Below are 12,632 nucleotides of genomic sequence, written 5' to 3'. Positions count from 1 at the left end.
GGTGTCGCCGCTGTCGACCGGCGGCGGGGCGGGCGCAGCCGGGGTCGGAGTGCTGGGCGCCGAGGGCGCGGGGGCCGACGGATCGGGCACCACGGACGGTCGAGCGACTGTGGTTGCCGGCGGAGCGCTGGTGGTGGCCGGCGGCGCGGTGGTGGTGGGCCGACTGGTCGGGGTGGACGGCACCGTGGTGGACGGCGGCTTCGAGGTGGTCGGCACCGTGGTGGACGGCGGCTTCGAGGTGGTCGGCACCGTGGTGGACGGCGGCTTCGAGGTGGTCGGCACCGTGGTGGCCGGCGGCTTCGAGGTGGTCGGCACCGTGGTGGACGGCGGCTTCGAGGTGGTCGGCACCGTGGTGGACGGCGGCTTCGAGGTGGTCGGCACCGTGGTGGACGGCGGCTTCGAGGTGGTCGGCACCGTGGTGGACGGCGGCTTCGAGGTGGTCGGCACCGAGGTGGACGGCGGCTTCGAGGTGGTCGGCACCGTGGTGGACGGCGGCTTCGAGGTGGTCGGCACCGAGGTGGACGGCGGCTTCGAGGTGGTCGGCACCGAGGTGGACGGCGGCTTCGAGGTGGTCGGCACCGAGGTGGACGGCGGCTTCGAGGTGGTCGGCACCGAGGTGGACGGCGGCTTCGAGGTGGTCGGCACCGAGGTGGACGGCGGCTTCGAGGTGGTCGGCACCGAGGTGGACGGCGGCTTCGAGGTGGTCGGCACCGAGGTGGACGGCGGCTTCGAGGTGGTCGGCACCGTGGTAGCCGGCGGCTTCGAGGTGGTCGGCACCGAGGTGGACGGCGGCTTCGAGGTGGTCGGCACCGTGGTAGCCGGCGGCTTCGAGGTGGTCGGCACCGAGGTGGACGGCGGCTTCGAGGTGGTCGGCACCGAGGTGGACGGCGGCTTCGAGGTGGTCGGCACCGAGGTGGACGGCGGCTTCGAGGTGGTCGGCACCGAGGTGGACGGCGGCTTCGAGGTGGTCGGCACCGTGGTGGCCGGCGGCTTCGAGGTGGTCGGCACCGTGGTCGGCGGCACCGTGGTGGTCGGCGGCTTCGAGGTGCTCGGCGGCGTATTGGTCGGGGACGAACTCGACGGCACTGTCGAGGTGGGCCCGGTGGACGTCGTCGACGGTGCGCCGCTCGACGGCACGGCAGTCGCCCCGGCGGACGCGACGATGGAGGGAACGGCGGGCACGGGGGCTGCGGGGAGGGCAGCGGCCGGAGCGGATTCCGGGCGAGCAGCGGCCGGCGCGGAGGCCGGGCGAGCAGCGGAGATGTCGGCAGCGGGGTCGCCCGTGCCGTCGGGGGCGACGTTCGCGCGCAACTGGTAGCCGCCGGGGTTCACGCCGGTGGTCGCTGCGTCGTTCACCCGCGTCTTGGCGGTGAGGGTCTCGCCCGCCGCTCGCAGCAGACGACGATCGGCGGACCTCGACAGGGACAGCGATCCGGCGTCGGCGACGACCAGGGTCGGGGTGGGGTTCGTGCCGATCAACCTCAGTCGCAGCAGCGCGGCGATGCGGTGGCCGAGCTGGTCCCGATCGGTCTCCAGCAGGTGCCGGGTGAGTGCCGAGGCAACCGGTCCGCGCGCTGCGATTCCAGCGGCGATGACTCTGCTGGTCAATGATTCCGCCAGCACTGCATCGGACCGCCGGTCGGACACGTAGCCGGGGGTACGTACCGCGAGGGTGGCGAAGAAAGTGTCGGTGGCCTCGATCAGCGAGCGAGTCGGACCTGATCCGGCACTGGGTCCGGCACTGAACAGGCCCGATCCGGTCACTCCGCGGTAGGTCGGATCCAGGTTCGATGCCTGGAGCGCGGCGGAGATGGCGATCCGGATACCCCGCTCGCCCAGGCCACGTGAACGACCGAGATCGGCAATCGCCTGCGCGGTGGCGATCTGCGGATCGGACAGTCGCACACCGGCGAAGACGTTCGGATCGACCGTCGTCCGGTCTGGTGTCCAACACCAGGAAGCCGCGGTGGCAGTGCCGGGTGGGGGGACGCTCGACCCGGCTGCCGGGGCAGCAGCAGCAGGCCCCACCGCCCATCCGGATGCGATCACACCCAGCGCGAGAGCCGAGGCCAGCGCCCTCCGGGGGCTTCTCGACACCGACCGACTGCGCATCGAACCCCGCCCACTCGTCCACCTGGGTGACGTGCAGCTCACATCACCCCCTCATTCAACGCTGGAATACGGGTTCGTGCACCACATCGCGATGATCTCCAGCCGAACGATGAACAAGATGTCCGAAAGTGGGCGATTCAGTGGCGGCAAGCGGAGCACGGCAGGATGGAGGGATGACGTCTTCCGCCGTATCGGACCCTGCTGCCCGGCGGCGACGGCTCGCGAACGCGTTCGGGCAGGCGGCCGATTCCTACGACCGGTTCCGGCCCGACTACCCGGCGGACGCTGTCGCCGCAGCCGTCGACGGTGCGCATCGGGTGCTCGATCTGGGAGCCGGAACCGGCAAGCTGACCAGGCTGCTCTCGGCAGCCGGGGCCAGGCAGGTGTGGGCCGTCGAACCGGATCGGCAGATGCTCGCGGTGCTCGCGGCCGCGACACCGGACGCGATCGTCCTGGGGGGTTCCGCCGAACAGATCCCACTGCCGGATGCGGCCGTCGAGGTGGTGGTCGTCGGGCAGGCCCTGCACTGGTTCGATCTCGACACTGCGATGGCCGAGATCGCCCGGGTGCTGCTGCCGGGGGGCCGGCTGGCCTGTCTGTGGAACAACGCCGACACCCGGGACGAGTTCACCCGGCGCTGGGTGCAGACGCTGAACAGCACGGTGCGGCCGGACGGCAAGGCGACCGGGCAGACGGCTGCAGCGGAGTCGGTTCCGGAAGCCCCCTTCGTCGGCAACGCTTACTTCGCCGATCCCGCACTGCAACTCGTCGACTGGAGTCACCGGATGAGCGCTGACGAACTGCACGGCCTCGCGGACACGTACTCCTGGGCGCTGACCGCCGAGGCGTCGGCGCGGGAGGCGCTCCATCGACAGCTGGCCGAGCTGATCGGCATGCGGCCGGACGTGGCGATTGCCGAACGGTGCCAGGTCTGGACGGCGGTACGGCTGTGACCGCGGGTGAGGCTGTGACTGGACACGCCGTCCGAACCGGATCGGTCGCCCCGACGGCCGTTCTCGAGCGCACCGACTGGGAGCGGCGGAAAGCGGAGCATGCCACAGCGGTGGATGAGCTCACGGCCGGCCATCGCGCGCGCGCCTCGACCGGGCGGCGGCATCCGGTGGAGGACTTCCTGCACACCTACTACTCGCTGCGACCTTCGCAGCTGAGGCGCTGGCATCCGGGACTCGGGGTCGGCCTACTGGATGCGGGCGAGCGCGCCGAGTGGCGGTTCCACCGCACCGAGGCGAGGGTGACGACGGTCGATGCGGCTGCGATGGTGCAGGCGCACGACGATCAGATCCGTTTCGTGGCTCAGCTTCTCCGTGCCTCCGGAGAGCGGCCGGCGCAGTTCGGCTGTTTCGGTCTGCACGAGTGGGCGATGGTCTACCGGGCCGATCCGGACGACATCCGGCACGGCGGGATCCCGTTGCGGCTGGGCAGCGCCGGAACCGATGCGGTGGTCGAGCAACATCCGGTGAAGTGCTCGCACTACGACGCGTTCCGCTTCTTCACGCCGGCCGCGCGCGGCCGGAACCTGTTGCAGCTCAGCCTGTCCGAGCGGGTGGCGACCGAGCAGCCGGGGTGTCTGCACGTCGGGATGGACCTCTACAAGTGGGCCTACAAGCTGCTGCCCGCGGTGTCCGGTGAGCTGCTCCTGGACTGCTATCGCTTGGCCAGGCGAATCCGCGAGGTCGACATGCGGGCGTCGCCGTACGACCTGAGCGCCCTCGACCTCGTCCCGATCGCCATCGAGACCCCGGAGGGTAAAGCGGAGTACGTGGCACGACAACGTGAGTTCGCGGCCGAGGGCGCGCCGCTGCGGGATCGGGTGCGTGCGGTGGCGGAGCAGTTGCTCGCGACATGAGATCGAGGGAACCGCGACGTCGCCCTCGACAGCCCTGCCGCATTCCCAACGACAACGGGCCAGTGTGCCTCGTGATGGGCGGGCCCGTTGTCATCGCTTCACTGGCCCGTGAGGATCGCGTGTCTCGCCTGTGCGTGCTCGGCGTCGGTGATGACACCCTGCGCCCGCAGATCGTCCAGGCTGGCAAGCCGCTGCTGCGGCGTCTGCGCAGCCGGTGCGGCCGGTGCGGCTGCCGGACCCTGAGCGGCGATCTGAGCGAGGAGGTCCGTCTGCTTGGCGGCCTCCTTCGCAGTGTGACGGGTCGATCGGGCGATGCGCTCTTTGTCAGATCGCATGTCCACGAGTCCGAGCGTCGACACTGACGTGAGCTTTCGGAACACTCCCATTGCTGCTGTCCTCTCGATGGTGCTGCGCGGGCGCAGGAATTCCCCCCTGCCAGCTTCCCATATGGACGACCGCCCGGTGTCGGAGCGAAGAATCCCGAGCCTGTCACCCCGCTGCGCCGCGGAGATCAGGTGTTCGATGAATGAACTCGGTCTCAGCTCTCGTCGAAACCATTGATGTCGAACTTCAGCACCGTGGCGTTCTCGCTGACCACGCGCCGCTTGGCGTCGTCGAATCCGGCATCGGACTCTGCTTCGATTTCCAGCGACAGCGTCAGTTTCACACCGGGGTTCGACGCCAAGTGCTTCAGCACTTCCTCGTGGACCTTATTCAGCTCCAGCAAGTAGCGCGTCGAATCGAGCGTGACCGCCCCGAAGTAGCGGGTGTGGGTCGGTCGCGACGGTTTTGGCGGTTGCGGCGGGCCGGTCGGTCCCGTCGGTCCCGGATCATGGGGAAACTTCGGCCTCTTGCGCGCCTCCTCCTCTTCTTTCCGGCGACGCTCAGCCTCATCGATGGCCCGCTGGGCGACCGCGTTCGCGGGGGTCACCAGCAGGGTGCTGAGGGTGATCTGTGCTCGCTCGGGCGGGATGGCGAGGCCCTGGTACCGACTCGTCGTTTCGTCGAAGCTGTCCGCAGTGGCGAACCCCTCGTTCTCCCAGTACATCGGCTGGCTGCCGATGCCCTCCAGCAGCACGGAGTCGTCGCGCAGCCGTGGCAGGTACGGATAGAGGGCATAGGCGTTCCAGAGATCGCCGGCCGCGAGGTGACCCGATGTCCACATCGGTGCCAGCGGACCGTCCAACTTCAGCCGGATGTTCTGCGCCGCATGCATCGTGGCCAACGTGCCGTCGTTGCGCATCCGCTTGCTGACCCGCTCGGCGAGCGACGCCTGCTGCTGACCATCGACCTTGCTCACGTCGAGGGTGAAGGGCTGTCCCGGCTGCGCCGTCGGAGCGATCACCCACTGATAGGCCAATGCCAGTCGATCGGCCGCCGTGGTGTCGGCCTGTGCGCGCCGAGCTGCGGCCTGCTGCTTCTGGTTGTCGGTCAGATCCAGGTCGGCGGCGCCCTCGACGATGTAGCTCCAGCCGAGGAAGTCACGGACCGCGGATTCGACCTCGCCGAGTCGTGCCGCGTCGGCGGCGATCAGCACGATCATGTTGCGGTGCTGGCGATTGGCTGTGCCGCGCCGCTCGACCGCGGTCTTGGCGAACGACAGCGCCGGCGAGTCAGCACCCTTGGTGTGGGCCCACTGAGGGTGCACCACCACCAGCTTCACCGAGTCGGTGTCCGGGATGTCCGCGGGGTCTGCCGGGCAGACATGCACGGTGACGAAGTCCCCGCGCGACTTCGCCTGCGCCGCGAGCCGTCGCTCGATCTCGGCCCACACATCCTCGATGTGCAGCCGCTCAGCCTGGTCCTTGGCCCGCCGGGTGACGTTGACCTGCAGGTCGTACCAGTACTTACCGGATGCGGAGTAGAAGTAGGTTGCGCGATCGGCAAGCCGGTTGAGAGCCGAGTGGAAGTTTCCCGGGACATCGTCCGGCACTGCGGTGCCGAGGAAGATGCGTTGCGTCTCCAGGCCCCGGGCTGCCGCACCGAGGGTCGGAGCCGTGCCGAAGAAGACCGTCCGGGCCAGCCGTCGGGTGATGGAGCGCTGGCCGAAGGTGGTGTTCTGCAGATCGATCTTCGCCGGCTCGGAACCGGGGCCGTCGACGTCGGCGTCGATCACCGGTTTCCAGCCGTCCGAGAGGTACTGGGTCAGCTCCGAGTTCACCGCAGACGTCGCGAGCGGGATCGACGACGGCATGATCAGCGGCCCGGCGTCCTCCCCCACCCACAGCGCGTGGATGACGGTGTTCATCAGCCGCAGCACACCGCGGGTTCGCTGGAACCGCTCCAGCGTCGACCAGTCCTCGTAGAGCCGGTCGAACAGTTCGGGGTGGATCGGGTACGTCTGTCGGATCCGGTCCTCGTACGCGCTGTCGCGCACCTCGGACGGGAAGTCGGTGGAGTTCTTGCGGTAGAACTCGACGAACGCCTGGGCAGTCGCCTTCATCCCGGCCAAGGCCTGCGCGTCGGGAGTGACGAACAGCCGCTGCCGGACGATCTGGTAGGCCTCCACGCTGGAGGCCGGTCGCCACTGATCGGCCACCCGTCGGACAACGTTCTGCAAGCGGCGCAGCGCTTCTCGTCCGTGGCCGCCGCCGACCTCCTCCTCGTTGCCGATCGCCGGTTCCCCAGAATCGCCTGTCTCGGAGGCGGGGATAGAGACTGCGAGCAGCACCCCTGGTGTGCCCTTCACTGCCTCGGTCAGCGACTGGGCGAAGGTGAACTGGTCGTCGAAGGTGCCGGCCGGCAGGTCGGTCCGGTCCACGAGGCTGCGGGCGTAGGCGACCCACTCGTCGATCAGGATGACAGCGGGTGCGTACTGCGCGAGCAGGGTGTGCAGCGCTTCGCCCGGCGGCGTGCGCGCGGCATCCGCGCCGGCGACCAGGTCGAACGCCGATCGGCCGCCCAGCTGCCAGGCGAGCTCGCCCCAGATGGTGTTCACCTGGGTACCATCCGGCTTGATGCTGCCGGTGGTGGACAGATGGTTGCCGACCAGCGCGACCCGCTGGACCTGCCCGGGGATCGCGTCGTAGTGGTTGGCCTCCAACAGCTCCTGGACCTCCTGCGGGAAGTCGCCCAGCGGTCGACCCGCGGCCACGTGCCACAGCGACAGCATCGAGTGAGTTTTGCCGCCACCGAAGTTGGTCTGCAGGTTGATCACCGGCGAGGCGTTGAGATCGCCGGCCAGTCTGCGGGTTGCCCGCCCGATCAGGTCGCGCAAACCGTCTGTCAGATAGGTGCGGGTGAAGAACTGCCCAGCGTCGCCGTAGTCGGCAGCGGCCTGTCCTTGCGAGACTTTGAACAGGTCGGCGGCGAACTCGGCAGCCTGGAAGTTGCCGCTGGCCACGTCGTCGTGGGGTCGCAGGACCGTCCGCCACGGCTGCAGTCCGCCTGATTGCGGAGTGTCGACCGCGGCCTTGAGGACCTTGCGGTCGTCCTTCTCCGAGGTGACCCGACGCAGGCTGGTGCGCATCTGAGCGACCTCGGTGGCGGCCGTCGCTGCGCCGATGGCCATCAGGAAGCGTTCGCCGGTGTCGAGGGACCGATAGGCGTCGTCGTCGGTGAACGGCTTGTTGTGGGCCCAGGCGTTGCGGGTGTCGCGCAGCTCGGTGGCGTAGCTCTGCTGGGTACGCGAGAGATGGTCTTTGAACGGTCGCCAGCCGGGCTTCGCCCGATGGGTGAGGTCGTCGGTGATGACGCGCAGCTGGAGCAACGGATCCAGCTGGTTGTATTCCTTGGTGCCGTGCCCGGCCTTCTGGTCGACGACGGCCACCAGCGTGATCCACGGCGTACCGCCCAGCTCAGGAGCCAGCACCGAGGTGAGGAAGGCGTCGAGTTCCGGAGCCAGCAGATCCATCATCTTGCCGATGCGATCGCGATTGGACAGTGCCATCTCAGTCCTCCGGTGTCATTTCTTCGGCAGGCTCGGGTTCTTCGCTCGAGGCGTCGACAGAGGTTTCGGCAGTTCCCTGTTCGTCGACGTCCCGCGACACCGGCTTGCTCATCGCTGCAGCGATCAGCTCGCACAGCGCCGCCCGTCGTGCCGCGAAGAACGCCTCGAAGTCGTCGGCTCTCAATGCATCCGTGTCGATGCAGTGAGCCGCGATCACCTCGTCGAGTTCGTCGTCGGAGATCCTTGCCTTCGCGCGCAGCCGGGGCAGATAGACCGACGGCGCATCACCTTGCAGCATCCGGTTCGTACTCGCGCCGATGGGAGTCTTGTTGATGATCGAGTCACGATCGCCCCAGAAGACGTCATGGTCGTCGCACCACTTCTGCGGAAAGATGTGATGGATGTCGATGGCCAGCTCGAGATAGTGCGCCCGGCTGATCTGTTGATGGTCCTGCCAATCGGTCGCGCCACCGGCCATCAGGAGTGCCTGCACTCCCTTGTAGGCAGCCGAGTTCCTGGTGCGCATCGTCGACAGTCGGGACTCTTGGAAATAGGCGCCCGAGACGGTGACCGGCGGCTCACCTGCCCCGTCGTTACGCACCCACGTCGGCACCTCTTCGACATCCCGGACGAACCTCGTGCCGATGGCCCCGCCGTACAATTCGCCGAGCACGCCGCACCAGTACCACTGGCGGAGCAGTCGCCTAGCACCATGCGTGAGCGCAGTCTTTCCGAGCAGTGCGATGACCGCCGCCAATGGGACAGTCTGCTTGGGGTAGGGCACATCACCGGCTGCGTGGATGCTCTGCTCCTCCAAGAAGTGGGAGGCCTTCACCACCGCATCAGCGGCGACCTCGGACCATTGCTGGTACTCCTCGAGGCTGAGCTTGAGCACGTCCTCCTTGCGGGCTGTCGTCGCGGTCGACCTGCTGTGGCTCGCCAGCAATGTGACGACCTGCAGGAGGTCGTCCCGCTCGAATGACTTGAGTACCGGATGTTCGGCGAACCGATCGCTGAGCCTGTTCCAGTCGTCCCGCAGTCGGAATGCGTGCCCATGTGCTGCGTGGTACTTGCGATCGCCGGCGAACTTGGCGGTCAACAGTTCGAAGACCGTCAACTTCACCCCGCCCTGGTTGACCTTCTCGAACACCGTGGTGACGGCGTCCATGGTCGTCTGCTTGTCGAGCTCGATGGCAGGGATCGTGTAGCTCTTCATCGGGGAAAGCACAGCGTTGAGGAAGGTCTTGGCCGCCGCGGAGTCGGGGTAGTCGAAGAGCCAGTTCGTCGCTTCGTCGGTGAAGACGAGATTGAGCGGGAACCAGCCGTGTTCCTGCTGCAGTGTCGTGGTCGAGACGTCCAGCACGATGTCCCGGTTGAAGTTGGTCCGGCGCACGCCGTCTGCAGGAAAGGACTCGATCGCTCCCGACAGGTCTAGCTCCTCTTCGCCGCGCTCCTGCACCACAGCGACGGCCTGCTGCACGTCGATGAAGTAGCGACGGGGTCGAGCCCCGCTGATCTGCACGATTCCCTCACCGGTCAACGCCTGCGTCAGCGAGGTGAGCCGTTGCTGGCCGTCGAGAACAAGGTTGTCCGGCTGAACTTCTGGCCCGACCTTCACCCCCTCGAGCGGCTTGGACTCGAAGTGGATCTTCTCGTTGCCCGTCTCCAACAGGAGCAGCACCCCGAGCGGGTGGCCCTGGGCGATGCTCACCAGGAGCTGACGCACCCTCTCGTCGTCCCACACGTAGCTGCGCTGGAAGTCGGGGAGCTGGATCCGACCGTCCATCGTTCTGGCCAGCAGCTCGGACAGCTTGTGTGACAACGTCTGGAATCCCATGTGTCCCCCTACTAGTCGGACTCGGTGTCGAACTCGAAGGCGCCCTGGGAGATTGGTGCCGCAGTTTCTCGAGAGGCGGCCAGGATCTCCGACCAGGCGGTGGCGACGCCGTTGAACGCCAGTGCATCGGCACTGCGGCCGGCTTTCTCGGCGATGGAGAACAGCAGGAAGGCCAGCTCCTTGACCAGGTCGCCGTCGACGGCGCCGTCGGGGCGCTGCTCGGCGAGCGCCAGGAACGCACCGGCAGCGGGTATGCCGCCAGTGTTCAGCAGCCGGATCATGTGGTGCAGCGCTTCCCACGACCCGGTGCGATCATCGGCAACCACGTCGTAGTCGGCGGGGTAGGTGTCCGCGCGCAGCAGCGCCACTTTGCCGGCCCGGCCGGTGAGAATGCCGGCCTGCTCGAGCCCGGCGACGGCGGTGTTCCGTGCGCGGGCCAGGTTGTCGGCATCGCCGTAGGCGCCGGTGCCGTAGCCGTTCTGCCGGTACCAGGCGATCGCGAACCGGGTGTCGACGTCGAAGTCGCCCTCCTGCTCGCTGAGCACCTGGTCGAGGATCTCGTTGATCCGCTGCAGCGCTGACCGAACGCTCATCGGTGAACCGTCGGCCTCGACGACCTTCGCGTACCGCGAAAACACCGCCATCCCCGGTCCGATCGCTGCCTGCGGAAGATCGACGGGAGCGATGGCGCCCTGCTGCAGCGTGCGCAGCGCGTCCGGCAGCTCGGCCATCAGCGCCCCGATGAACCCACGCCGGTCGGTGGTCGGAGCGTCGTCCGCGCGGGGTCGCAGCGACAGCACGATGGACGAGGCCAATGCGTTCGTACCGCTGGCGATCATCCGGTTGGACAACTCACTGCGCATCGGCCAGGTGGACGTGATCGACCAGCCGGAGCGGATCATGCCGTCCAGCAACGTTTCCCAACCGGACGACGATGTCCCATCTATCGAGGCTTCGGACTGTTTGAACGCGTAGTACACCGTGATCGGGAAATCGGGAAGTGCGTGCTCACGAGCACGAGCGAACACCTGCCGGAAGCCGTCCTCGAAGAACTGCTTTGCGCCGTCCTTCCCGTTGTGCCGGTAAGGGTTCGCCACCAGCTCCTCGGCTTTCGGCACGAGCATCGTGCTCAGCAGCTCAGGATGCACATCGCGCAGCGAGCGCCGGAGCCACACGTAGAAGAAGTCGGACAGGTCCGAGTAGCCAATGTTGTCGTAGTAGGGAGGGTCGGTGGAGATGAGCATATCTGCGCCCCCGACCGACGATGCGTCCGCCTGTCTCGCGAAACCCACAGCTGCCTCTGGCAACTTCTCGAGGGACTTTGCAACCCAGACCCACTGGTCGAGCATGTTTCCGGACGACTGAGAAAGCGGGTTCGCTTCACAGAAGTCCCAGATCATGGGGATCGCCTGGCGTGCGAAGAGGTGGCCGATGCCTTCGTTTTTCACATCAGAACGCCAAGAACAGAGCGCGTTTTGATAGTCGGTCGACTTCGATACTCCGAAGCCCAGGTACGTCGCCACAGCATCGGCGTAGGCAGACGACCCGCCGTCGGCGATCACCCGCTCCCGCGCCTCCATCACGAGGTCGGAGAAGGTGGTCAGCGCCGTCAGCTGCCGCGGGGTGAAGAGATCCGCCCACGACGAGAGCCCGTACTGCGGGGTCCACAGGTTTCGCGGATCGAACCCCAGCTTCTGGTCAGGAACGTCCAACGGCCTTGGAACGCGAGCTGCCTCGACGTGGCCAGCCGAGGGCGCCAAGTACAAGCGCTGACGCTTTCCCTCAGCAACCACAGCCAAGAGGACAGCCCCCATCCTCCCAGCGATTCCTTCGTACTTGATGTGGTCCTTCGGCACCAGTGATTCACAGGCCAAGCACACAGCGCCCTGGCGGCCGGACATGGTTGCCTCGAGACTTGGTCCGCCAGCTTCGTGCCCGATGCTGAACTCCACCCGCCGCCCCGCCGGCACCGAATGGTCCTCGACCACCGTGGGGACGACGTACGCCTCCTTGCCCCTCTTCTTGCCGAGCCACCAGGAGCGCACCAGCGGCATCTCGATGGCGCAGCCGGGGTTGGGGCAGGTGACAGTCCGCGCCCAGATCCAGGCGATCACCGTGGCCTCGGAACCGTCGTCCAGGGTCGCCTTCGGGTACAGATGCCCGATCCGCCTCTCGGCTTCCTCACGCATCCAACCGCCGTAGGCACGCACATCGGCAGCGAGTCCGGCAGCGCCAGTCCAGTTGTTCAGCTGGGAGTCGGCCAGGCCGGGGAACACCGGGCGCTGCCCGGCGAACTTCGGTGGGATCTCGATCAGGGCCTTGTTGATGAGCACGGCCACCGGGTTGAGGTCGGAAGCATGCGCCTCAAGCCCCAGACGCTGGGCTTCCAGCGGGATGGTGCCGCCGCCGGCGAACGGGTCGAGGATCGGCGGCGGGTTCCCGTTGGTGGACTTGAGGATCTCCTGGTGCGCCTGCTCGAAAAGCTCGGTGTTGCGCACGTTCTCCCAGACGACGAGCTTCTCGATCAGCTGGTGCAGCCGTTCGCGTTCGGCGCGCTGGGCTTCCTCGGTCGGGAACTCCTCGGGATTCGACGAAGGGTCGTCGACGAGCTGCGCGAACAGGACAGCGCGGGCGGCCGCGAGCGGACGTCGGGCCCACCACAGGTGCAGGGTCGAGGGGTGGCCGTGCCGGATCGACTTCTCCCGCGCCGACTCCCGGTTGATCGCCTCGAGCGGGAGCGCGACCTCGATCAGCTTCCTGCGCGGTGCTGACGTCCCCGCTGACTCCCCCGACATCGCAGCCACTCCCTCGTTCGGGGGCCCAACTCATTGGGCCACACCCGGTTGGACTATGCCACACGGCTCTCCGCCAGTGATCGCAGTCTCTCCGTGCGACCGACCGAGGCTGGGGCCGCATCTCGGGAGTCG

7 protein-coding genes are annotated in these 12,632 nt (G+C 67.6%); 3 read left to right on the top strand and 4 right to left on the bottom strand.

The annotated features are described in order from the left end of the window. Nucleotide 1: 1 nt before the first annotated feature. The 3 genes from ABLG96_RS05360 to ABLG96_RS05350 all read left to right on the top strand — a co-directional run bounded on the left by ABLG96_RS05360 (nucleotide 2) and on the right by ABLG96_RS05350 (nucleotide 3,979). Complete coding sequence (locus ABLG96_RS05360) at nucleotides 2-1,318, top strand: hypothetical protein (protein WP_353650356.1); 1,317 nt, start codon at nucleotides 2-4, stop codon at nucleotides 1,316-1,318. Between the two features lie 967 nt (nucleotides 1,319-2,285). Beyond that, nucleotides 2,286-3,065, top strand: coding sequence for a class I SAM-dependent methyltransferase (locus ABLG96_RS05355; protein WP_353650355.1), 780 nt, complete (start codon nucleotides 2,286-2,288; stop codon nucleotides 3,063-3,065). Nucleotides 3,066-3,079: 14 nt separating this feature from the next. Next, nucleotides 3,080-3,979 carry a 3-methyladenine DNA glycosylase gene (locus ABLG96_RS05350; protein ID WP_353650354.1) on the top strand — a complete coding sequence of 300 codons (900 nt, stop codon included), beginning with the start codon at nucleotides 3,080-3,082 and terminating at the stop codon, nucleotides 3,977-3,979. Between the two features lie 98 nt (nucleotides 3,980-4,077). On the opposite strand, the gene ABLG96_RS05345 is transcribed toward ABLG96_RS05350, so the two are convergent. The 4 genes from ABLG96_RS05345 to ABLG96_RS05330 form a co-directional block, all read right to left on the bottom strand. Next, a complete protein-coding gene (locus tag ABLG96_RS05345; RefSeq protein WP_353650353.1) occupies nucleotides 4,078-4,314 on the bottom strand; it encodes a hypothetical protein in 237 nt (78 codons plus the stop codon). A 203-nt stretch (nucleotides 4,315-4,517) separates the two neighbouring features. Continuing rightward, on the bottom strand, nucleotides 4,518-7,868 hold the full coding sequence (locus tag ABLG96_RS05340) for a Swt1 family HEPN domain-containing protein (RefSeq protein WP_353650352.1): 3,351 nt from the start codon (nucleotides 7,866-7,868) through the stop codon (nucleotides 4,518-4,520). Nucleotide 7,869: 1 nt separating this feature from the next. Beyond that, nucleotides 7,870-9,705, bottom strand: a complete 1,836-nt coding sequence (locus ABLG96_RS05335) for a DUF262 domain-containing protein (RefSeq protein ID WP_353650351.1) — start codon at nucleotides 9,703-9,705, stop codon at nucleotides 7,870-7,872. Nucleotides 9,706-9,716: 11 nt separating this feature from the next. Further along, complete coding sequence (locus ABLG96_RS05330) at nucleotides 9,717-12,500, bottom strand: DUF1156 domain-containing protein (protein WP_353650350.1); 2,784 nt, start codon at nucleotides 12,498-12,500, stop codon at nucleotides 9,717-9,719. Nucleotides 12,501-12,632 lie beyond the last annotated feature (132 nt).

Origin of the sequence: Nakamurella sp. A5-74, assembly GCF_040438885.1 — a bacterium.
Taxonomy (GTDB): Bacteria; Actinomycetota; Actinomycetes; order Mycobacteriales; family Nakamurellaceae; genus Nakamurella.
The sequence above is the reverse complement of the archived record's forward strand: the minus strand, read 5'-3'. Positions and strand labels throughout refer to the sequence as shown.